This is a genomic window from Eubacterium limosum (assembly GCF_000807675.2).
Taxonomy (GTDB): domain Bacteria; phylum Bacillota; class Clostridia; order Eubacteriales; family Eubacteriaceae; genus Eubacterium; species Eubacterium limosum.
The window spans coordinates 2,459,519-2,484,727 of record NZ_CP019962.1 but is presented as its reverse complement, the minus strand read 5'-3'; the positions used below and the strand labels follow the sequence as shown (position 1 = coordinate 2,484,727).

Below are 25,209 nucleotides of genomic sequence, written 5' to 3'. Positions count from 1 at the left end.
TTTGCATTGTTAAAGTATTGACGATAAAAAAAGAAACTGAAAGCGCGAAGCCTTCAGTTTCTGGGTGGAATGACTTTAGTATCCCAGTAAGTATATTGTTATTCAAAATTACTGATTTCCTTCACTGCATAGCGTAGTATCTGTAGCCCGTCAGACGCATTGACGACATTGTCTTTTGTGACATCAGCACAAACAAACGAATTTCCCTGTAAAATGATTTCTTTCACAGAATGACGAAGGTCAAGAAGTGCATCGCTGGCATTAATCATTCCATCGTCATTCACGTCACCGCGGCTCCTTACAACATTGATCTTAATCTCTGCAGCACCATTAGAAACCTGTGCTTTTACAACCGCACTTCCATCAGAAACAGCAGTTACCTGACCATCTGCTGAAACAGTTACCACCTCTTCATTACTGCTTATCCATTTTATAGGCTTATCGGCTGTCCACGCCGTCAATCCATAGGTTTCACCAATCTGAAGATCTAAAGATTCTTTTGATAAAGACACACCATAACTTGAATAAAAAATATTTTCGTTCTTTGGTCTTTCAACAGAATTCATTTCGATTTTTTCCCATTGTTCTTGATTACCATGGTAAAGAACCTTGCACTCCGTTAAATCAATAGCCGATTTTTGGATTGATTTTGGCAGTTCAATTAACGTTAAGCTCCAAAAAGCCGCTGTTTCAATGGTTGTGATACCTTCTGGAATGGTAACTTCCTTAATATTCGTTTGCGCAAATGCCCTGACTGGTAGAACCTTAAGATTTTTTGATAAAGTTACTTTTTCCAGTGTTTCACACAAGTCAAATGCTGATATACCTAAATGGATAACAGAATCCGGCAATTCCACAATCTTTAAAGCTCTACAGTAATAAAATGCATGATCACCAATAGACTGCACAGCACCCAAATTGATTTTTTCGATGCTTTCTGACGATGCAAAAGCCCAATTTCCAATTGTTTTGATACTATTAGGTAAAATCACCTCATTCATTTCATTATGACCATAAAAAGAACTATCTCCTAATTCTGTCACAATTTTTCCATCAATTTGTTCCGGAATCTCAACTTTTTTATAAAATCCATCATAACCTGTAATAGTTAATGTTCCATCAGGCTTCTCTTTATAGATGAAAGGCTCAGTTACCTGAGCTATTAAATAATATCTAGGCGTATGTGCATAATAACCCACATCGACAATATAAGCATCCCCATCAATTAAAACATACGAATTCATATGGCCAGACCCTGCCCCTGGATCCTGATTGGCACGGTAACGAATTTCTGCCGGTATTTTCAGTATCTCACACATTGTATTAACCGTCTGTGTACTTGCCCAACAATCACCGCCTTCTCCAGAAACGATCATACCTTCCATGGAACTGTAATTCGCACTATAGTCGTAACTGGCCACAAATTTACAGATTTCCTCTACTTTTTCATAAGTGCTCATTGACGGATTAATATTATCTTTTAAATATTGGTTGATAACATCATTTGTATAGATTTCACCATAATCTTTGACAGTTACTTGAATCGACAATTTCTGATCATTATAATAACCATAAAGCTCAATGGTCTGATTAAAATTATATTCATTATGTATTGTTCCATCTGTATAATGCCACGCTATCTGCCCTGGATTGACTACACCACGATCATCAACAAAAGCAACCTCATCGTCTTCCGAATACCACTTTATTTTACTGTCCTCACCATTAATTTTTATCTGGAAACTCTGCGGATATTCTTTGGGTATCGAAAGGTATTTCTGCGCCCATTCGTCTATCGCATAAAGCGTTACATTATCACAGTTCAGTACAGCCTGTTCAGCAGCTTTCTCACCTTGTCCTACAAAAACTTCAACATCCTGTAAAGCTTGAGCCTTTGTCTCAGCGGCTTCAGTTGCTTTTTCAAGCGCCGCAGAGGGGACCGCTTCCGGTAATTCTTCTATAAAAACATCTTCCGGTTCAGTCACACTCTGTTGCATTGCTTTTTCCGAAACCGCAGTACCCTGCGCAAAGACTCCAGTCGGCATCAACAAAAGGCACATTAGAAGCGCTATGCATTGTATCGTCTTTTTTCCTTTTATTTTATGATAAATTCTTTTTTTCATTACTTTATCCTTTCAAGGCGTACTATTTTAGCACGCCTTCAAAATTTAAGTACATTTTATTCAAAAGCAGTGATTTCTTTTACAGAATATCGCAAAATTTGCAATGCATCAGAAGCATTGACGACATTATCTTTTGTAACATCAGCGCGGATAAACTGATCTCCTGACAGTACAATTTCTTTAACTGCATGGCGCAAAGCCAATAAAGCATCCGATGCGTTTATACTACCGTCCTGATTAATGTCCCCCAGCATGCCATTTTCCTCCGAAACATTGATAAAACAAAACGCTTTTTTATTTCCATCTTCTGTTGTCACTGTAATGACAGCATCCCCTACACCTACGGCCATCACATTTCCATTATTTACGGTCACTATATTTGAATCGGTGCTTTCCCATTTTAATGTTTTATTCGATGCGTTTTCAGGCAATATTGATGCTTTTAACATTAAAGTCTCACCAACATGAAGACTCACATCTTTTGGTTCAAGCGTCACAGACTCTATCGGTATTATAGCGCCATCTTTTACCGTTATCGTACAGTTAGCCACTTGATCATTAGATACCACTGTTATTACTGTACTTCCTGGCTTCAGACCCTTTACCAGCCCATTTTGATCAACATCCGCAACCTGAGTATCACTGTTAAGCCAAGTTACTTCACTTAGTGATGTCTCTGGAATTTTTATAGCTTTTAATTGTATGGTTTGACCAGAGGCGATTAACGCTTCTTTTTTAGAAAGCTCAATCGAACGGGTCTTAGGTGCAAGTACCAACTCATCCGCGCCATTATTATCCATTCGATTTTCAAGAGAGTCTGTTAAGATTTCCACATGGAGTTGTTTACCATCATTTTCATTATTATGTTTTATACAGGATTCGTCAATATGGAATGTTACTTCTTTTTCCTGGCCCGGTTCCATACTTTCAAGTTCAATTGATCCAAGCTTTTCTCCCATCACCCCATCCTGATAGACTTCTGCTCGTACATTTTTTAATGTTTCATAACCGATGTTCATTACAGTTGCATATAATGTCGGCCCTTCTCCGTATGCGTTTATATAATATGAATTTGTAATGGTTGCGTCTCCATAACCTATTGTCGCCTCTGCTATATTATTGTTTAAGTTATTGTCAACGATATTCTTAGGTGTTATTGAAGCGGTTATCTCATGACATTTTAAATCTTCAGGCAGAGGATAATTTATATCAATATAATCAGTTTCTCCTGTAGATAATTTCAAATTGTACTCAAACTCGCTAATTTTTTTACCATCTTTATCAATTAAGCAGACATTTACATCATCATTAAAATCTTCAGTACTTTCATTCTTCACCTCTGCTGTAAGCTTAACATCCTGGCCTGGAGCAATGTTTTTGCTATCATATGTCATAAATTGTGAAGCAACTAAATCGTACCGATTTTCTTCTTGTTGAATAATAAAATCGGTAATTCCAAACGGATCTTCTTTTTCACCTTCAGTCTGAAAGTTGATTTGGTTCATTGCAACTACTGGTTTTTGACTTTCATCAAAGACTGCATCAAAGGAACGTATTCCTTTTTTATCATCTGTTAACTGCATTGCCGGTTCAAATCCATTTTCATTTTCATAGGCAATAAAAATTTCTTCTGCATAGGAATCTTGATCGACTTTATCTGTCGTTAAGACAGCCCGTTGTCCATTAAGATTAATAATCCGATAATCCCCTGTGCAGGTAATGTCCGTCAATATCTTTTCTTTTTCATCATATAGTTTGCCATTTTCTAACCAGTAAAAACGGTCACCGCTATACTGTAAACCAGCTACATCTGCGCCATCTGTTGAAATCTGTACTGCCGATTGATTCGCAGTCACTTCATAAACAGCGCTGTCACCGTTTGTCGTATAATCGCCATCTTTATCTTTCGAATAAAGCATCCGGCCATCTTCACAGGCGAGACCAGTCAGTCCTTTCACGTTATCTTGAATGACCTGCGGTTCTTCCCAGACACCATTTAGCATTTCCTGACGGTAAATTGTTTCCGTACCTGTCATCATAAACGGATCATTTCCACTGTTTAAGACAGAGTAAACAACCGGATTATTATTTTCTTCTGTTATTTGAAGCATCAAAGGCATTTTTCCTGAATTTGAATATACAGGCGAGCTAAAAGTATTTCCATCAAACTCAGCGGTTGAAATCTGTACATTCTTTGCCATGTCTTCTAATGTCGTATTATCGCTAAATTCTTTTGTCGCATTAATCCATGCAAGACGAACTTTACCATTCTTGACATAAACGGTCGGCGAAAAATCGGCACGGCCTGTTTCACAAACCGCTTCTGCCTCACTCCACACACCGTTCGTATTGATTGTGTACATTAATGTTGTCCGGTTCATGTCTGACTTTTTACCATTATCACCGATCCAGAAAGCCATCACTCTCCCATCATCCAATGTTATCAGTCTGGGCTCTCCATTTGGATAAACGCTTTTTTGTTCATATACGTTAGCCGCTAAACTTCTTTTTTGAACAGCCGCATGTGGTTGATTTAAGTAATCTCTGGGAATCGATTTTAACTGATTTTTTTCATTGTTTAAACTATTAAATCGGAAACCACCACCGCCGCTACCATTGTAATCTGGTCTTTTTTTATTAGGATAAAGTGTCCATTGCATAAATGTCCGTTCATCACCTGTCTCAAAAAAGAAAGCATATATTTTAAAATAGACCGAAGCCGATATATTGGCACCAAAAATTTCTTCTAAATCATACTTTGACATCGTTGTATCAATTTTAGCCGTCCCCGTCACTGCCCCTTTTATTCCTACTTCTGCGCCAGCTATCTTCTCAATCCCAGCGCCTACACCTGCCAAAGGAATACAACTTAGTTCACTATCAAAATATGTGTCTATGCTAATATGATCTCCTTTATTGACGAGAACCCATTCTGTTTCACTTTTCACTTTTCCCTTAAGTTCCCATTTAAAGTAGAAAACTGGTGTAGACAGTGGAATACTTCCCCCTATTTTAGCGCTTCCTTCTATGATTCGGCCTCCTTCTACAGGCTTCATAATCCCCGAAGCATAGCTATATTCGATATATCCAATTACCTTTGCATCTAACGAAAATCCAATTTTACTTTTATTATTTTTTAGTATTTTATTTCTTAAAATGCTATTATTCCAATTCGCAATACCATTATTAGCGCCATATTGCTTAATAAAATTGACGTAATCATTATAATCTTTTTTCCAATCAAAGTCTTTAAATTCTTTAGGATCTATGCCTAATAAACATTTTACCGTTTTTTTCTCACGATCAATTTCTTTTACCACTTCTCCAAAAGGAATATCTATTTTGATATCTGTAGAAAAGAGATAAAACTCCTCGCCAAAAAATTCAATGGAAGGCCCATTCAGGGTGTCCGACTCTACCTTTATGTCTTCTGGCAGTATTAAATCCGGGATTCCATCTGCATTTTTCATAAGGATTCTATTTATTTTTCCTGCCTCTACTTCAGTGGCCGGTATAATCTTTGTCTCGAACCCTTCTTTTTCAAAACTTATTTCTCCCTCAATGGAATCTCCAAAATTCAAAACCGAGTAGCCTTGATCATCGGTTGCCTCTGCGATGCTTTCATTGTTTAACTTTATGGAAACATCTGGAATCGGCCGTTCTGTATCTTCATCAATGATGAGCACACCCGTTGTGCTAAAAGCAGTCACTTCATTTTCCGCATGCGCGGGTACAAAAATTTGTTGTGGGGTTGTTTGAAAATACTCATACAGATAAGGATTACCCAGTGCATTGTCTCGATTACTTCCCCAGGTCCAGATTGTCCCATCTTCTTTAATCGCCCCACTGTGGCTGCTGCTTCGGTTCACTTGTCTTACATTATCTAAAACAACACCTGGCGTACTTTTCATCTCTGTTGTTCCATCGCCTGCTTGGCCAACATTGTTGTTTCCCCATGTTAGTAAATCGCCTGAATTATTAACTGCACAGCCATTTCCAATGGTCTTTACGTCATCCAGAATCTTTTCAGGTTCCGTACGGCTCACTGTGGTTCCATCCCCCAGTTCCCCTCTACTATTCTCGCCCCAGGTCCAGAGACTTCCGTCCGTTTTTAACGCTGTGACATACTTATCTCCCAGGCAAATATCTTCGACGCTATTTAGAGCAACCTGTGGTGTTGGAGATATTAACTCCCCATTTTGCAAGGTATATCCCAACTGCCCACTCACATTATTTCCCCAGGTCCACAAACTGCTATCATTTTTTACCACCGCAACATTTTCTCCCTCGATGCTGACTGCACTAACTCCCTGCATTAATTCTCGTGGGGTATTCCAAACTTTTAAAATCGCATCCATCGCACGGTCACCGTCGCCAAGCTGAAAGCTCCCGTTGCCTCCCCATATTAACAGAGTCCCACCTTCCGTAATGGCTGCACCGTTTAAAAGACCCATACTGATCGACTTAATACCGCTTTCGATTATCATACTTGGGGTTGGGTTTGACGTTTCCTCTTTTCCGTTGCCCAGACAGCCCCCTTTATTAAATCCCCAAGTCCATACGCTGCCGTCTGTCTTAACGGCAGCTCCAAAGTATCGGCCAAAATCCGCTTGTTTAACATTTTCCATGACCAAAACTGGCTTTTTCCGACTTTCATAATTACCGGTTCCCAATTGACCATAATTATTACTTCCCCATGTCCATAGATTACCTTTTTCATCAATATAACCGCTGCAGTCTTCTCCGGTAATAATCTGGGTCTGGTTTATTGATGCTAACTGTTCGATCTGTAGATTATCCTCTTCTACCAATTTCTCCGTTTGATGATCTGACAATTCTTCCGAAAAAACATTTGTTGGCAACGTTAAAAAACAGAATACCAGAATCGTCAGAAAAGCCACTGACTGTTTAAACTTTTTCATTTCTTTTCTCCATTCACTTTACTCATTATCGCGCGTGTACTCATTTTTATCTACGTTCTTTACGTACTTTATTTAAAATCTGAGATTTCCTTGACTGCATACCGCAAAATTTGCAGTGCGTCAGATGCGTTAATTGACTGGTCAAAAGTGACATCTCCGCGAGTAAACGCATCACCCTCCAGCGTGATTTCTTTAACGGCGTGGCGCAAGTTTAAAAGCGCGTCCGATGCGTTAATCGCTTTATCGACGTTGACATCTCCTAAAGGATAAACTGGATTTTCTGTTTGGACAGTGGTTGTTGGGTTTTCATTTTCCGTCTCAATTAGAAAATATTTGCTGAAATGGCCAATCTGATATTCAACGTAACCATCCGTGCAGATGGTTGTTTTTAAAGTCTCTGGTCCTTTTTCGCCAAAATAAACAAAGGTCAGTTTTTTAGGATTATCAACATAGGCTGGTATTTGCAGCCGGATGGTGACCGGCTTATTAAAATCTGTAATTTTGCTCCTATTTTCATGAACCATTGAAAGTTCGTAGAAATGACATATTTTAGCATTGGGATAAGCACTTAAAATTGCGGCTTTATCGGCTTCATCGGGAGTCACATTGTCAATTTGCACGTGATATCCATCAGGCACGGCATCTTTAGGATAGATGACTTCTAAATAAATATTCTGTTCATAAAGATGTTCGACGCGGCCATCGGAGATCGTTATCGTAAAAGGATCGGTTACGGCGTCATTCAGTCGTAATCTGCAGATTGTCTGATCTGGTTTTAATGGAGTAAGTAAAAATGATGAACTGAGCACGAATGTCTTAAATACTGCTAACTCGGATCTTCCATCTCAAAGGATAGCTCATAAGATGATGATCCTTCCTTATACTCTGGCAACACCCCATCGGATATCTGTCGTAAAAGGAATATTCCTGATAACGGTCGGATTCCAGATAATAAGTGATATTTGACACTTTAACAAATGACAGCCTATCCGCATCAGAAACCTTGCTTCCTGCAAGTTCTAAATATTTAAGCCCTTTATTTTTGAAAAAATGAACATCGCTGACATTTGTCCCACCTAAGCTGACTTCTTTTAAATTTTCTAAAGAGGACATAGGTGAAACATCAGATATTGGCGTATTGTTAAGCCCAACACGTGTTAAATTGGTAAGCTTCGATAATACCGATATGTCTGAAACAGAGGCGTTTGATAATCCTATCACCTCGAGTCCGGCTATTCCAGCTATTCCGCTGATGTCTGTTAGCTGCTTATTGTTATACGCGTCCAGTTCTCTGATTTGTGTTACCTTCTTAAAACCATCTAAATTTTTAATTTTTGTATTGCCAAGGTCAACCTTTCCACTGGAGTCCCCTTTAAAGGTCAATGGAAATTCTACTGATTCAAGATCCGCCATGCCATAAAAAGCCGTTGATGATACGTATTCAATTCCTTCTGAGAAAACAATGCTACGGATCGGCTGTTCTAATTTGGGTTCCCCATTAGCCGTGAAACTTAAAATATGTACAGGATCACCATTAAACGTAGCGGGCACAATAATATTTCCGCCCATACCATCATAGTGAAAAACTGTGGCACGCCCATTATTTACTTGAAAGATAAACCCATAAACGGTCACCTGGCAGTTAATTTTCTGTCCGTCGTTTTCTGCGATGGCGGTAATATTGGCGGTTCCTTCATGCTTTCCGTAAACCTCACCTGTATCGCTCACACTTGCCACTTCTGGCTGATCACTCGACCACGTAACCATGACGTCCTGTCCTTCGGCATTGGTGACTTTAAGTCTTTCTGAGCGTTCCAACGAAATATCCAGGGTTTCATGGTTTATTTTCAATTCAGAGCTATTTAATTTTTCCAGTGATTTAATATCATTGGAAGTCTCTGAAGCCTGATTTTTTATCTCCCCCTTTGCAAAAATGCCCACAGGAACAGCGGCAAGACACACAAGCACCAATAAGATTAGTAAAATCGTTTCCTTTATCCTTTTCATTTCGTTTCCTCTCTAATCAAAGCTTTCGATTTCCTTCACCGAGTACCGCAGTATCTGCAGTGCATCCGACGCGTTGACCATTCCGTCTTTCGTCACATCTGCCCGTGTAAACGGCTCGTTTTCCAAAATTATTTCCTTTACCGAGTGACGCAAGGTTAAAAGCGCGTCCGATGCGTTAATCGCTTTGTCGGCGTTGACGTCTCCAAAGGTAAAAATATTTGATGAAACGGTCACTTCAAAAGGTGCGCTGAATCCTCTGTATTCAACATTAACTTTTTGTGTTCCCGTTGTATATTTTTCATAATCGCTGATATGAACTTCCGGGTCGGTTAAAGGAACATTTTGGATGCGCTCATCTTCAAAATATAAACTGAAGCTTCCTCCCGCCAGATTTAGATCCTCACCAATTTTGTAAGATGTTTTTAACGGTGCGTCAACAATGCATGTCGTACCCATTGGAATACTGACTAAAGGGATATCAAAACTTGTGCCTACTCCTTTGTATGTAATATTGATCTTGCAGATTTTTTGAGAGAAGTCACAGTTCTTTTGAATTTTTACACTTTTATCACTCATATCAATTTCCATAATTTGACCATTTGCATCGGTGACTAGCAGCTTTTCATTTTCAAGTTGGATATTGTCGCGTCCACTATCTTCACGATAATAATATGTCTTTTTCAATGCATTCGATTCTTTTACAGCAATACTCTGTATCGCTTCAATCGTCGGCTGCATTTCAATTTCAAATTCGGTTTTTTGATTTTGATAGGCAACTGTTATCCTCTGTTTTCCCAGTTTATTTTTATCATAACCGCTGCAAATATCTGTGGTAATGGGTATTTCTTCAGAACTTCCATCTTTATACCGCGCGACTAATGCTCCTCCCTCTGTCTGCAGATAATCCCCGACATAATAAATCTGTTTCTTTGGCTTTGATAAAAGCTCCAGCTTCTCTATCTCGCCGCCATTTATTACCTTCACCGTCGCCTCTATTCCGATATATCCGCCTAAAACGGCAGTTACATCGCTTGTTCCCACTAATTTTCCTGTTATAAAACCTTGTTCATCAATCTCAGCGATCTGAGGATCCAGCGTTGAATATCCAACCTCGGTATACTTTTCGGTATGATTTTCAGGATAATAAATAAAATCAAACTTCTTCTTTTGACCAGTTTCAACAACGATAATGTTGTCTTTTGCTTTTACATCATCACAATAAATTTGTTTCGACAAAACAAATTCACCCTTTTCATTCTTTTTACTGGTTAAAAAATGATTCCAACTTTTTTGAAAAGTTACATTTTCTTCTTCTAATGCCGGTGCTTTCAAAAATACAAAGTCTTTCTCCTGCCAAGGCTCCTCAGAGCTTTCGTTCCATAAAACATGAAAATCACCTTCGATGATATCTCCCAACAAATTAAAGTTTAACAATGCGCTATTGACCTGTTCTTCTGGACGGCAGGTCAAATATATTTGATTGTACTGATTTGTTTTATTGTACCAATTTCCAAAAGTCAGATTTGGATCAATATGATCATTTTTGTCACCGGTTATTGACTCCATAGTGGAGGCATTAGTATCAAGGCTAACCATTGAGGTGAGATAAGCATCTTTTGAGATATGCACAGAACCAACTTCAATATTATTCACCTCATTATAAAGAACTGTTGCATTACTGTGTCTTATCTCTTCATCCTGTGAATTTCTTACCGCTCCTGTCTCAATTTGGCCGATTCTCCCGATAATATTTAAAAACTGCAATTGCGATACTTCCATCAATTTGATTTTACTGATACCAATTCGTCCATAGTTAAACGAACCGCCAGAATTCTTTTCATTTTGAGGTTGATCCTGACTATGATCCTGTCTGTCCCCTTCGATTATAATGGTAGATTCACTTTTTTCATCAAAACTAACCCAGAAAAAAGTAGTTCCAAATCGTACCCATGTCGGCTCGCCTTTTAATCTCATGGTACATTGATCCAAAGTAATATGACGCCTGTTATACTGTACAAAAGCCGGTTCAACTGTTAAATTTTTAAATGTGATATTTTTACTAAAAGTAAAATCTTTTGTCAGATATAAAGTTGAAGTGTGATAGACTTTCTCGTCGCCAATTGAAAAACCATCATAAAACAGTGATCCTTCAATCTGTACATTATCATACGCAGGCATATTTTCCGGAAACATCGCATACTCTGTTAACACTTTCAAAGTATAATCCGCCTGGCCATCTGTTAGCATCGCATAAGCCTCTGTAAAAGACTTAAATTTACCAACAGATTCGCCATTTTTGTACGCTTCCGCCATTTCCGGCTGCTCTGCCAAAGCGATATAAATGGTGTGATGCTCTGCGTCAGCTCTGATAGTTACATCACCGCCGCCGATACACTGTCCTTCGGAATTTTTAACTTCCTGAAGATAATAATCTAATGCATTTTTTTCAATATCCATATCATAGTACATTCCAAGCATATTAAACGTGTTCTGGAAATTACTGCTGTCTGTCTTTATCGCAATGACATTTCTGTCTGAATCCGACACCATTTTTGCAGCTTCCACATAATGGTTAAGGATCGCTTCTAAATCATCTGTTGTTCCATCTTCAGCGTAGGCGTTCATTTTTCGATAATAAGTATAGGCGTCATTCTCAGACGCTTTTGGTAATTCATAAAGAAAATCGATTCCTATTCCAGTTGGTTGTTCCGCTGTGTGTATCGCTTCAAACTGCGCTACTGGTGCGTTAAAATATTCATACATCACCCCTCCCGGAAAAGCAGGCTGATCGTCAAAAGTAGTATCGATATAATAGTATTGACCATCGTCAAGCTTTACCATATTCCAGGCGTGGTCTTCTCCAGCAAATCCGGTAACATACACGTTTTCAATACCAAAATGATTCATAATTAATTGAAAAGCACGGGCATATCCTTCACAAACAGCCGATTTATTTTCAAAAACCCCCATAATATTGTGTGCCCAAACAGCGGTCTTCGGATCTCCAGCTTCATTATACGCATAGTCAATATCCTTAATGATTTTGTCATGAACCGCGAGAATTTTATCATAATTTGTTGCCATTCCAACGGTCAACGCTTCATACTCTGAAATAGCATTTTGGATGACTGCATCACATTTATTTCTTTCCTCTGATAAAACATACTCATCATAAACGGATAAAAGTAAATTAGGATTATTATCACTATATATAATAGTCAAACTATTCGTAAGCCAATAATATTCCGGATGATCATAGGTGAAAACTTTATAGGTTTCGACCACTTCCGTCTCCGATAAACCAAGAGCAGACAGGTCAATACTTGCAAATACATTTTTATTTTCAAATTTATTCTCAATATTTACATTGCTTTTTTCAAAGTCAGCTGCTGCATTTTGGATTTCTGAATACAATGCTTTTCTAGCCGCACTATTTGACCGTTTGTCCAAATCTTGATAGCCCCATCTCTCTTCCTGCCTTGATACAGCTCTGTTTTCGAAACTCAAGTTTGATGAATAATTGAAGTTTTCTATTGCTTTTTTCGCGTCTTCAGATGCTTGTACACTATTAACGTTTATTTGGTTAATATCCTTTTTTGAAACAAAATGAGTGGATAAGGTGTTTTTATCCTCCAGTTTTCCCTCATTCACTTGCTCTGAAGAAGTTCCCATTTCATTACTTTTTTCGATTTGTATCGGAGTATGCCCCGCATTTATTAAAGCATCTGAATTACTTTCTTCGGCATAAACAGTTCCGCCAATTAAAAGAAAAAAGCAAACTAAAATGTTAATCAACCATAATCTATTCTTTTTCATCCTTTATTACCTGTCTTTCATAAAACACTTTTTTCAATCAAAACGATCGATTTCTTTGACTGCATAGCGCAGAATCTGCAATGCATCGGTTGCGTTAACTGTATTATCTTTTGTGACGTCCGCCCGGATAAACTCATTGTTTTTAAGCGTGATTTCTTTAACCGAGTGGCGCAGTACCATCAATGCGTCGGTTGCGTTAATGATTTTATCATCATTTACATCGCCAATTTTCAAAACTACTTCAGGCTTTTCCTCCTGTTCACAAATAAAGCCTAGCGTCGTCTGCATATTTTCAAAATAAGTCGCACGGTCATTCCAGCAACCATCCACGCCCATAACAAGATACTCTTCACAACTGGAGGTATTATTGGGTTCATTTATTCCCCAATTCGTGTAGGTTAATGGGCTATTATCGATCCATCTCCATTCTCCTTTATTTTTTTCAGCCGAGGCACCCAACAAATATTCGGAACGCCCACCATCCTGGATAAGTTCTTTTAATATATTTTGTGTTTCCTGATCTTTAACAACTGCTAATCTTCCGCCTTTCATCTCACAGAATTTCTGCGCTTCATTCCACGGCAAGCTGACATCATAGCGCGTATAGAGTTTGCCATTGTAGTTCAGCATTTTACTGCCTTCGTTATTTTGCAATTCATATTCAACGATAAAGCCGGTTCCATAACGGTCTTCGTTGTTCAAATCATTCCATGTCCCGTCTGCTGAATAAATCGCTGCCTTATCTTCAATATTGCCATAATTATCCGGCTGATTCTGTGACCAGTTCCTATAGTCAAAACTTTCACCTGTTATCCAACGCCATATTTGATAATCCTGCGTTTCCGCCCCAATCCAATAACTATTTTTCTCACCCTTTTCCACCATCGCAGTCAGAAATTTTTGTTCATCCTGAGAATTCACCGTCGCTAAATGTCCATCCATAAACACCGCCTGATCTCTTGCACCTGCCCATGTCAAAGATGTATCATAAAGTGCGTACAGATGTCCATTTTTTTCTTCTATTTGAGCTGGTTTTAGCATTGGTACGTACCCGACTATCGCATCAAATCCCGGGTTTTTCGCCCGATCATATGCGTATAAATGGATATTATACGGCCCTTTTTCTCCATGGTATTCATCAAAATTAACCCGGTAATAAAACCGTTGATCCGGCCCAACCCCAATATCATGCCACAGATTTTCTTCCTGTCCGTATTTATCTGACCAAATCGCAATCCTTATTTTATCCACACCGCTGCCTTCATCACTGCATTTTCCTGTGACCGTAAACCCCTTGTTTCCTAAATCAATAATTTCAACATTAGTCAAAACCGGCTTTGTATCGTCAATAAACAAAATACCTCTGTGCTCAATATGCTTTCTGCCGCTTGGCGTATACGCATAGACATCGATAATATTATGTCCTTTCTCCAGTTCCCGCGAGTCGATATATTTATAATAACCGGCATTTCGATTATTGTACTGTGGATATATATTGTAAACATCAATTCGTTCCATTCCCATCTGCATGTCTTGTTCCTGCGATGTCTTTCCTGTTGCTTCATTAAAAATGGTATAGGTCACTCTGGATATTCCCTCGCCGTCTAATGCCCAGCCCTGAAGGATAAAACCATCGCCAAAAACACAGTCTCCTTGCCTTGGAGAATCCAGATCGTGTTCACAGGGGAGTGTGGATTGGACAGGATTAGCTGCATAATGTGCTATATAACCGTAAGCTCCTTGATTAAAAACTAGTGGCTGACTTAATTTCCCCGCAAGTGTCCCCTTTGATATTTGCTGGTTCCACTTTATCGTTGACTGTCCATCACTATTGCAATCGGTATAAATGATAGTATCCCCAATGATATTAGTAACAATGATTGTATGATCAAGAGAAGGTGTATTGCGAAAACGAACAAGATCTCCTATATGTACATTATTAATTTTCGAATCATTTGAATTCGCATCAATCCTAATCCATCCTTTTCCTAGGCCATTACCACATTCCACTCCAAATATAACTTTTGTTAGTTGCCTAGCATATCCATGACAAGTCTCCCCATGGTCAAAAAACGTTTGTTTTTTCCCGTGCCAATATTCAATTTGCGCTTCGTTTAATTTTTGATCAAATTCAAATTTTGACATTGCATTTGCTCTGGAAATTGGTACTAAAGTAGTTAGCAATACCGTAAAAAATAATATAAAGCAACTTCGTCTCATTACTTTTTTCATCATTTCGTCACCTTATCTCTATATAAATTTTCATCAGCAGCATACAGACCTAGTAAATCGGTCTGTATGCTTACAAATATAACATCAAGGCTCTGCTATAACTTATTCAAACCGATCGATTTCTTTGACCGCATACCTCAAAATCTGCAGGGCGTCTGAAGCGTTAACAAGATTATCTTTTGTGACATCCGCGCGAATGAACATATCAGCGGTCAAAACAATTTCTTTAACTGAGTGGCGCAATGCTTGAAGGGCATCCGATGAGTTAATAGCCATATCGGCATTAATATCTCCTAAAAGATATTCCGGTTCCAGTACCTCTACTGTAAACTGAACAGTCTTTTCTTTATATATGACTGTTAGTGTCTGCGCTCCGGCAATTTCACTGCTATATCCCATTCCCTGTAAATTTTCATTAACTATTTCTCGGCTGCCGTCATTATAAAGGGCTTCGATCTTTAATCCTGCCAAATCTAAATCTTCACCAAAAGCATAAAGGGTTTTGACTGGCATTTGCACAAGTGTAATCTCAGAAACTGATTTAATGGGTATATCAACACGCATTTCCAGGCCTTTATTACCTGTATTGTACTCATAATAAACGGCATATGGACGGTCGATAAACGTTACAATTCCAGTTTCTTTATTTAATACTCCACCACCAGTCATCGTTATCTTTTCAAAATCTTCCTCCATCAGATCCAGCGCTTTTAAATCCATTTCGAATCCATTGGTGTTTTCCACTACTTTCAAAGCACTGACCGTCTGCCCTGAGGTATAGGATGTGCCGCTGTTAAGATAAGTATTTTTCTCTATGTTTAATTTAGCAAGACAGTTATTGTAACACGCTAACGATCTGAGATAAGTCGCTCCACTCAAATCCAGTTCATTCAATTGATTTGAAGAACAGTCTAATTCTGTCAGGTTTTCATTGTTTTTCACATCTAAACTACTTAATTGGTTATTGCTGCAGTACAATTGTGTTAGTTTTTTTAATTCATTTACATTTAAACGCGTTAAACGATTCTCTGAACAATAGATTTTCTCAAGATTAATAGCTTCATCTAGATCTAAAGTTTCTAATTGATTTAAATTGCATGTAATTTGCTTTAAGCTGCTGTTTTCTTTTAAATGAATTGAAGTTATCCGATTATTCCAGCATAACAAATTTTCCAATTCAGAGTTTTCTGTCAAATCTAATACTCCTAAATAGTTGTCAAAGCAGGACAAATTCTTTAAATGTATCAAACCCCTGACGTCTAACTCTGTCAGATAATTATTGCTGCAAAACAAGTTTTCAAGATTTTTAAAATAAAGGATCCCATCCAAATTCTTGATCAAACGCTCACTTACAAAGATAGCGTTCGTACGTTCAATCATTTCCGGTGTTAAAACATCTCCGCCTTTGGCCACTTCATCTTTTACATAACTCCTAAAATTCTCATCCGGAAAATTTGTCTTATTAATCTGTATCACTTGACTTTGCTCGACACCACTATTTTCCGCACATACTGGAAATATTCCAATTAAAAGTACCAGAACGATGAATGCAAGTATATTTATCACTTTTTTCATTTGTTTTTCCTGTCTCTTTGATTTAATCAAAACGATTGATTTCTTTCACCGCATACCTCAAAATCTGCAAGGCATCAGAAGCGTTCACTTTATCATCAAAGGTAACATCTGCCTGCTTAAACTGATTGCCTTTTAATGAAACTTCCTTTATCGAATGCCGCAGGCACAAAAGCGCATCGGATGAATTGATACTGCCGTCTTCATACACATCGCCGAGGATTCCCTTTTCCGCCCAGGCGGCGTATAAGGTTTTATTTTCTTCTACACGATCTTTATCAAAGTTCCAGATTTTTGTGCATGCTTTATCCTGGTACCATCCTTTAAAAATATAGCCTTCCCGTTGCGGATCTTCCGGCTTCTTTAGAAACATATCTTCCTGAACCAGCGCAGATGCCATTGTATTTCCGCCCTGCGTATCAAAATTAACCATGTATTGAACAAGCCGAACGTCAAAATATTCTGACAATGTCGGTGACCAGTTATAGTTGCTGTTCCCGGCTTTATCATAAGCTGTTATATAAATGTAATAATAACCAGAACCTGCCTGATGATCCGTAAAATTAAAAGCATACTCCCAGTTGTTTCCTGTTATCACTGCTTTTTCTGTCACTTCGCCGCCCGGCCAGACCGTTCTTATTTCAATACGGTCAACACCGGAAATCATATCTTCTACCTTTCCACCGATCACAAAACGGCTGTGATTTTTTTTAACAAATTGCGTTTCTGCCAGTTCAGGCGCTGTATAGTCAATAGCTGTGTCCGACGCAGCAACTCCTGTTTGTTTCCCCGAATAGTCGTAAGCATAGATATGCGTATGGTAGATGCCTTCTTCGTAATTATGATCGCCAAGGTAAATGATTGCCGATGCTGTATTGTCCTTGACCGCCGCATCAACCCATTTCAAATCATCCTGTCCATTTTTCTCTGTCCACACCGCAACTCTGACAGATTTAACAGCGACATCATCACTTACATTACAGTAAACCTGATAAGCATAGGGCGATACATCCGAAATGACCACATCCGACACAGTTGGCGCTTTCACATCATTAACAGCCTTTTTGGGGTAGTTGGTATTGCGCAGAAGCGATAATTTTGGATTTTGTCTTCCAGAAAACGTACCATAACCAACCTCACGGATAAAAACGGTGTTGGCTCTATCCCAGTTGGCATCATAGATAATAAAGCCGCCGGCTGTCCGTCCTCCGAAAATCATAGAGTGCTGTGAATAACCGTTGCCGTTTTCAAGCTGGAGGAGGTCTCCAACCTGTGCCTGCGAAAGAAGACTAGCGACATTATCCGCTGTATAGTTTGGACTAACCGATCCAATCGTTATGAGTCCCGAATTGGCAGAGCCATCATAATTCCATGAAACAATATTTTCAAACAGAAGATACTGTATTTTCTTTGCAAAACCAAAACAGGTAGTCGCTCCGTAAAATCCCTCTTCTTCAAATTTTGACCCGTCTGGATATGTTGAATGCTGAATGCTTTCCAGACGGCTCTTGACCGTGATCTCATCATCGATCAACTGGCTGGCTGCCGCCTGAGCTGCTGTCATCTGCAGATCGTCAGACCAAGGCATGGCTTCAATACACTTCAAATCTGCCTGTCGTTCTTCCTCGGTCTGTTCAACCGCATTTTCACCATTTCTCTGATTTTCTGAAGACATTTCTTCATTCACTAAAACCGATTCTACATGAGTTGTGTCTTCTGCAAAGACGCTGACGGGCAGTGCTGTTGTGCACAGCACTGCCGCCATCATAATTGCCATAGTTCTTTTTAATTTCATTTCACACCTTCCTTTTCATTAAGGTATTTGTCGTCTTCTCAATCTTTTTCTGGTCGTACTCAATCAAAATGATTGATTTCCTTCACCGAATACCTTAAAATCTGTAAGCCGTCAGAAGCATTGACGATGTTGTCTTTATTGACATCGCCTCTGATAAAATCACTGCCCGTCAATGTCAGTTCTTTGACCGCGTGCTGTAAGTCCATCAAGGCATCAGAGGCATTGATGCTACCGTCTTTGTTGACATCTCCCTGCTGCCAAATTTCTGTGCTGAAAGTAATGTTATTTTTCTGCGCAAAGGTCTCCGCTGCCGAACCGGTATTGCCGTGAATCGTCAAATAGATTGAAGGTCTTTCGCCAAAAGCCTTATCTTCAATGGTCGTGACTCCGTCTGGCAGATAAACTGTTCTCAGTGATTTGAGATTCGGCATATAGTTTATACGGGAACCATCATCACCGAAAGCATCTTTTTTCAAGGTCACACTCTGCACCCCTTCCGGGATAATCAGGTCTTCTAATGTATTGCTAAAAGCGTATCTTTCGATATTTTTAATAGAAATCGGCAAGGTAGCTGTTTTAAGGCCAGTCCATGAAAATGTTTCTGCTTCAATAGTCTCAAGTCCAGTCCCCAAAGTTACAGATGTCATGCTTTCGCAATAAGTAAATGCACCTATTCCCATTGCTTTTGTGCTGTTAGGTACTTTGGCTTCCATAAGATTCTCACAATGAATAAAGGCCTGTCTGCCAATTGTTTCCAGCTGATCACCAAGCTTGATCCTTTTTATTTTTTCACAATGACCAAAAGCGACGTCTCCGATAGTGCGTAGATTATTGCCGGAAATAGTTTCCAGATCGGCATCATTGGCAAAGGCACCTTGACCAATTTCAACCACTGTTTTTCCACCAAGCGCTGCCGGGATATCCTTTTGACCTGGATCTTCTGCCATCACTATTCTAACGCCACCCGCTACGTCTTCGTAATAATAAGCACCATCGCGACTGGTTTCGCTTGTGACAAAAGGAATATTTTTTTCTTTGGCAAAAGCCTCGGCATCTGTACCTCGTGTGCCAAAAAAGATAACACCGTAACATTCATTGAAGGAATCCCCATATGGACGCTGGTCCCGCCAAATTGACTGAACTGCTGGAATAACAACATTTTTTAATTTTTGGCAATTTCCAAAAGCTCTGCTACCAATACTTTTCAAACTTACAGGAAACTTAATTTCCTGCAACGATACACAATGAGAAAAGGACAAATCCCCAATATTCTCTAATGCACTATTTTCTGAAAATTCGAACTTTTCTAACTCTCCGCAATCCCAGAATCCTCTATTCGGAATCGCTTTAAGTCCACTGCCCACATGAGCAAAAGTTAGCTTCTTACAGCCTTCAAAGGCGCTAATTCCCATTTCTGCCAAAGAATCCGGCAAAGACAGGCTAGTCAGACCTGTTTGATAAAAAGCTCCACTTTCAATTTTTTGAAGGCCCTCATTTAAGTGGATATCCATCAAGCTTCCACAGTTTTTAAAGGCATTATTTCCAATAATTTCAACACTTCCACCGACTGTAACACTTTTTAGGCTATTATTATTTGCAAAGGCATAATCGCCAATGGTTTTTACGTTTCCACTAATCGTGACATCTTTCAAATTATTATTATTGGTAAAAGCATAGTCTCCAATCGTTTTGATACTTCCCCCTACTATTACGCTCTCCAGATTGCTATTATTGGCAAAAACAGAAACACCAATTTCCACTGCAGGTTGATTTCCCAGCTTTTCCGGAAGAGTCAGCTTCGAAGCATTTCCTGTGTAGCCTGTAATCCGGACGCCGCCTTCAACGGCTTCATAATAGAAGTCCCCTAATTTCTGGGTATTCTCGCCGACAAAAACGATACCGTTTTCTTTAGTGTATTGCTCTACGTAACTTCCTGCCTTTCCGTGGACAATGGTGGTACCCTGTACAAAAGCATCACGCCCTATTTCAATGACACTTTCAGAAATGTCAATTTTACGTAATTTTAAACAATCTTTAAAAGCCTTTTCCTCTATCTTTGTTATGTTTCCTTTAAACACAATATTTTCCAGAGTGCTGCAACCGGAAGCAAATTCATATGGAATCTCTGTAATGCCTGTTCCGGTTGTTATTTTTTTTAATAAATGACAATTTGAAAAAACACCGCTGTACAGTATCTTTACAGAATTAGGTATCTCGATTACTTCAATACCCGTATTGCAAAAGGCCTCAGCACTAATGCTTTCCAGCCCTTCTGATAAATTCACTGCTTTCAAATTTTCACATAGACTAAAAACATACGGCTCAATGATTTTTACTTCATTACCAATAGTTAAGCTTTGAAGCGTTTTATTCCCTTTAAAAGCGCTCGCTCCTATGCACAGAATTTTTTTGCCGTCAAGCGTGCTCAGCTTCAGTTCTGTATCACTGCCTTCATAGGCGAGAATTTTCACACCATTTTCACTGCCGTTTTCGCCATAATATTGATAATCCTCATAATAAAAATCACCGGAATGATGGCTATTGGCATTGATAAAAGTATTGTAGTTTTTAGTTGCATACACCTCAGCTGCACTGCCCGACGTACCATAGATTTTAGTTCTCTGCGGTATCGCAAATTCTCCAATCGCCTTAATACTGGCTGGAATTTCAATTTTGATCAATTCGTTACACCCATTAAATACACGATCATTAATTTTTGTAATGGTGCCTGGAATATTGATCTGGCTTAACACAATACACGACGCAAAGGCTGATTCACTAATTTCAATAATATTGTCAGGAAGCCTTACTTTGCTTAATGCTTGGCAATGATAAAACGCTTGTTTACCAATTTCTCTGACACTGTTGGAAAAAGTTATTTGGCTTAACAGATTACAGGAATAGAATGCTTCTTCTCCAATTCTCTGGATATTCTCACCTATCACAACGGATTTGATCGAATCATTGATCCAAAAAGCCATATCTCCAATTGCGACAACTGCCTTTCCATCAATGGTATCTGGAATAACCACATCCTCTGCTGTTCCTGTATAAGCACAGAGCTCCAAACCGCCTTCTATCTCTCGGTATTTAAAGCCCTCTGCAGTCATCGATTCTTCTCCTGTCTGGGCTGCCACTTTAACCGCTTTATCCTGCTGAGAGGTTATCTCTTCATTCGCTTTTGTTTCAGGCATCGTGAACTCGGGTAAATCCAAAGTATTATTGTCTTCTGTCTGGCTGTCCGGTGCTTCGGCGTCCTGTGTGTTTTCAGGATTAATTTCCTTTTCATTCACGAGTGTTTCTTCTGTATTCGCGTTTTTCTGCTCTTCTGAAATTGCTTCTTCGTTTAATGAAACAGGTTCCGAAAGTTCCGCGTTCACTGCAAATGCGCTGGCGGGCAGTACTGCTGCACATAACACTACCACCATTATAAGCGCCAAGGATCTTTTCATTCTCATTTCTTGTCTTCCTTTCGTCTTAAGTCTCCATTATTTCCTGAGCTTTATTATTTTTATAACCCACACTCAATCAAAATGATTAATTTCCTTCACCGAATACCTTAAAATCTGCAAGCCGTCAGAGGCATTGACGACATTATCTTTATTGACATCACCTCTGACAAAATCACTGTCCGTCAATGTCAGTTCTTTGACCGCGTGCTGTAAGTCCATCAAGGCGTCAGAGGCATTAATGTTGCTGTCTTTGTTGACATCTCCCTGCTGCCACATTTCTGTGCTGAAAGTAATGTTGTGTGCATTGGCATAAGCTTCCGCCACTGTCCCTGCTTCACCATAAATACTTAAATCTTCTGGCGGTTGCCATCCAAAGGTTCTTTCTCTAATAATCGTTACGCCTGAGGGCAAATAAGCAGACTTCAGATGATCGGAAGCCATGGAGTTGTTTTCTAGAGTCACATTTTGTGCTTGGGAAGAAATTCGGACTATTTCCAAATTGCTTTGAAGAATCGCCTCTTCTCCTAATATTTTAATGGTATCTGGCAAAGTAAGCGATTTTAATCCAGAGCGACCAAAGGTTGTACTTTCAAGTTTTTCAAGATCTGACAGGGTTACACTGGACAGTTTGTCACAATAAGTAAAAGCTCCGGCACCTAAGGCCTTTGTGGAAATATTAGCAGCTTCAAGTCCCTTACATTTGCTGAAAGCCCATTCTCCAATTGTGTCCAGCTTACTGCCGATATTTATTTTTTTAAGATTTTCACAGCCTTTAAAGGCATAGCCTCCAATTGATTTAAGCTTCGCACTGCTAACCTCTGTTAAATCCATATCTCCGACAAAGGACGCTTTTTCAAGGGCAATAACCGGCTCTCCGCCCAGTTTTTCTGGAAGCGATGCATTTCCGGTGTTCTCTGCTCTGATAATTTTTACGCCGCCCTCGATATTTTCATAATAATATCCATTTTCTTTCGGCGTCTGTTCGCTGACAAATGGAATACCAGATCTTTTTGCAAAAGCTTCTGCCTGAGTATTTTTTTTGCCAAAAATGCACAGTAAATTATCTGAGCTAAAAGCGTGCTGATTTTCGTTAGAATGAATATTTGTTATACTTGCCGGAATTATCGCCTTGTTTAGTTCATCACAGCTATAAAATGCATAATCCTGAATTTTTTGCAGACCCTCCGGTAAAGAAAGCTGTTTGATTGAGTCGCACCCGGCAAAGGCCCATGAACCGATTTCAATCAGGCTGCTTTTCTCTTTAAAATCTACTGTTTTTAACTTTTCACAATATGAGAAAGTTTTTGCCGGTATAACGCTGAGTCCCGCACCGACTGTAACAGACTTTAGATCATTACATTGTTCAAAAATAGCACATCCCGATAAAGAATCCGCTCGTTCTTTTGACTCATATACTCCAAGTTCTTTAACAGAATCCGGAATGTCAATGGTCGTTACGCCAGAATAACTAAAAGCATGGTGGTCAATTTTTTCAAGGCCTTCGTTTAAATGAACCGTCGATAAATTCTGGCAATAGTAAAACGCGTAGTTGCCAATTTTTTTGACACTTGTTCCAAAGTTTACTTCTATCAGTTCGCTATGACTGCGAAAGACATTAAAACCAATTTCAATAATGTTTTTACCTTCAATTTTTGAAAGTGTCAGTTTTGGTTTATCTGTTCCCGTGTAACCCATAATTTTCACACCGCCGTCCACATCATCATAATAAAAATCACCGGACTTGGATGTCCGATCTGTTATAAAAATTTGGTTATTTTCTATCGCATATTGCTCTGCGGCGCTTCCTGTCGTGCCTTTAATAACAATAGATTCAATACCTGAAAAGAGTCCCCCTCCGATATTCGTGACGTTTTCTGGAATTTCAATAAAATGCATATTTGTACAATAAGCAAATGCACCATAATCAATAGTGATAACACTTTTGGGAATTTCAAAGTCGGTCAGCTTTTTACAGTTTCTAAAGGCGCTTGATCCAATTTTTGTAATTTGTCCTTTGAAAGTTACCGCTTCTAAAGTCTCGCACTCTCCTGAAAAGGAATCTGGTATTTCCGTAACGCCAGCACCGGTCACTACAATTTTCAGTTTCTTACATCCAGAAAAAGTGCTCCCTCCTAAAATTTTTACAGACTCGGGAATGACCACCTGTTCAATCGCGGTTGCTCCAAACGCTCGAAACTGAATTTCAATCAGGCCTTTATTTAACTCAATGTTTTTTAAATTTTTACATTCAGCAAAGGCTCCATTATTGATTAATCTAATCTCCGGTCCAAAGGAAACATTTTTCAAGAAACCATTACCTCTAAAGGCATTTTTTCCAATTTCAACAATCTTCTGCCCCTCTAAAACGGACAGCCTCAGATCTGCTGCATCGCCCTCGTAGGAGAGAATACGGATGCCACGATATTCAGCACTTGCTCCTGGAGTTGAGTGGTCAAAGTAAATCGCATCTTCATAATAAAAATCGCCCGATTTTTTTGCGCCTTTTACATCAATAAACGTCAATCCATTTTGACTTGCATAAATCTGTGCCGCGCTGCCCCATTCGCCAAAAATCTTCAGGCCGCTGTACGATCCCAAAGCACTTTCCCCAATAGTGGCGACACTGGCTGGAATTTCGATATTATATAAAGCGTAACATCCTGAAAACGCATTGTTTCCAATCGTTGTTAGCGATGCTAGTATATTCACATCACTAAGCTTTTCACAATAATAAAATGAATACTCCCCGACTTTTTGAACGTTTCTTCCGATATCAACACTCTCAAGAGTTTTATTATTGGCAAAAGCCTTTTCGCCAATCGACACCACTTCTTTTTCTACCAAAGTATCTGGAATAACGACTTTCGCGTCATTTCCAGTATACTTTACAATCTCAACGCCATTTTCGATGCTTTTATACTGATAATCGCCTTCTTCTAAAATGTCTTTAGCTGCTGCTCCGTAGTATTCTTCAAAACTCTCCGCTGCTGGCTCTGTCTGCTGCAAATTAAAGTTTGGTAAATCCAAAGCCTCGCTGTTTTCTTCTGTGCTGTCAGGCGTTTCCGTCCTCTCCGGCTCTTCAGCTTTAATGTCCGCTTTATCTGTGGCTTTTTCTTCTGTTTTTTTACTTCCCTGGTTTTCCGATATTTCTTCATTTACTAAAACGGGTTCTGTAAACACTGTGTTTTCTGCAAAGACATTGGCGGGCACTGCCACTATACACAGTACAAGCGCCAGGATCAATGCAAAAAATTCTTTAACTTTCATTTCTTATTTCCTTTCAGTTTACC

The 25,209-nt window shown here is 39.1% G+C and carries 10 protein-coding genes; all 10 read right to left on the bottom strand.

Going from position 1 to position 25,209, the window contains the following annotated elements; translation table 11 throughout:
* Positions 1-98: 98 nt before the first annotated feature.
* Positions 99-2,123 (bottom strand): leucine-rich repeat protein, encoded by a 2,025-nt coding sequence (locus B2M23_RS11655; protein WP_038352231.1) that lies wholly within the window; start codon positions 2,121-2,123, stop codon positions 99-101.
* Between the two features lie 56 nt (positions 2,124-2,179).
* Complete coding sequence (locus B2M23_RS11650; protein WP_038352232.1) at positions 2,180-7,045, bottom strand: Ig-like domain-containing protein; 4,866 nt, start codon at positions 7,043-7,045, stop codon at positions 2,180-2,182.
* A 68-nt stretch (positions 7,046-7,113) separates the two neighbouring features.
* Positions 7,114-7,854, bottom strand: coding sequence for a dockerin type I repeat-containing protein (locus B2M23_RS11645; protein ID WP_081571206.1), 741 nt, complete (start codon positions 7,852-7,854; stop codon positions 7,114-7,116).
* Positions 7,855-7,861: 7 nt separating this feature from the next.
* Entirely contained in the window at positions 7,862-9,052 is a 1,191-nt protein-coding gene (locus B2M23_RS11640) for an Ig-like domain-containing protein (protein ID WP_038352234.1), read from the bottom strand.
* 12 nt (positions 9,053-9,064) lie between these two features.
* The gene (locus B2M23_RS11635; RefSeq protein ID WP_081571205.1) at positions 9,065-12,868 is read right to left on the bottom strand and encodes a bacterial Ig-like domain-containing protein; all 3,804 of its coding nucleotides are present in this window, start codon (positions 12,866-12,868) and stop codon (positions 9,065-9,067) included.
* A 33-nt stretch (positions 12,869-12,901) separates the two neighbouring features.
* Positions 12,902-15,103, bottom strand: coding sequence for a lectin-like protein (locus B2M23_RS11630; RefSeq protein ID WP_081571204.1), 2,202 nt, complete (start codon positions 15,101-15,103; stop codon positions 12,902-12,904).
* Positions 15,104-15,202: 99 nt separating this feature from the next.
* On the bottom strand, positions 15,203-16,675 hold the full coding sequence (locus B2M23_RS11625) for a bacterial Ig-like domain-containing protein (RefSeq protein WP_052237228.1): 1,473 nt from the start codon (positions 16,673-16,675) through the stop codon (positions 15,203-15,205).
* 22 nt (positions 16,676-16,697) lie between these two features.
* Positions 16,698-18,467, bottom strand: coding sequence for an InlB B-repeat-containing protein (locus tag B2M23_RS11620; protein WP_038352237.1), 1,770 nt, complete (start codon positions 18,465-18,467; stop codon positions 16,698-16,700).
* A 59-nt stretch (positions 18,468-18,526) separates the two neighbouring features.
* Positions 18,527-21,925 (bottom strand): leucine-rich repeat protein, encoded by a 3,399-nt coding sequence (locus B2M23_RS11615; protein ID WP_038352238.1) that lies wholly within the window; start codon positions 21,923-21,925, stop codon positions 18,527-18,529.
* A gap of 66 nt (positions 21,926-21,991) precedes the next feature.
* Entirely contained in the window at positions 21,992-25,186 is a 3,195-nt protein-coding gene (locus B2M23_RS11610) for a leucine-rich repeat protein (protein WP_038352239.1), read from the bottom strand.
* Positions 25,187-25,209: the final 23 nt, after the last annotated feature.

What these genes read in the sequence shown, in the direction of transcription:
- B2M23_RS11640 (WP_038352234.1), bottom strand. Translation starts at nt 9,052, where the DNA reads ATGAAAAGGATAAAGGAAACGATTTTACTAATCTTATTGGTGCTTGTG.
- B2M23_RS11620 (WP_038352237.1), bottom strand. Translation starts at nt 18,467, where the DNA reads ATGAAATTAAAAAGAACTATGGCAATTATGATGGCGGCAGTGCTGTGC.
- B2M23_RS11630 (WP_081571204.1), bottom strand. Translation starts at nt 15,103, where the DNA reads ATGATGAAAAAAGTAATGAGACGAAGTTGCTTTATATTATTTTTTACG.
- B2M23_RS11610 (WP_038352239.1), bottom strand. Translation starts at nt 25,186, where the DNA reads ATGAAAGTTAAAGAATTTTTTGCATTGATCCTGGCGCTTGTACTGTGT.
- B2M23_RS11635 (WP_081571205.1), bottom strand. Translation starts at nt 12,868, where the DNA reads ATGAAAAAGAATAGATTATGGTTGATTAACATTTTAGTTTGCTTTTTT.
- B2M23_RS11655 (WP_038352231.1), bottom strand. Translation starts at nt 2,123, where the DNA reads ATGAAAAAAAGAATTTATCATAAAATAAAAGGAAAAAAGACGATACAA.
- B2M23_RS11650 (WP_038352232.1), bottom strand. Translation starts at nt 7,045, where the DNA reads ATGAAAAAGTTTAAACAGTCAGTGGCTTTTCTGACGATTCTGGTATTC.
- B2M23_RS11615 (WP_038352238.1), bottom strand. Translation starts at nt 21,925, where the DNA reads ATGAGAATGAAAAGATCCTTGGCGCTTATAATGGTGGTAGTGTTATGT.
- B2M23_RS11625 (WP_052237228.1), bottom strand. Translation starts at nt 16,675, where the DNA reads ATGAAAAAAGTGATAAATATACTTGCATTCATCGTTCTGGTACTTTTA.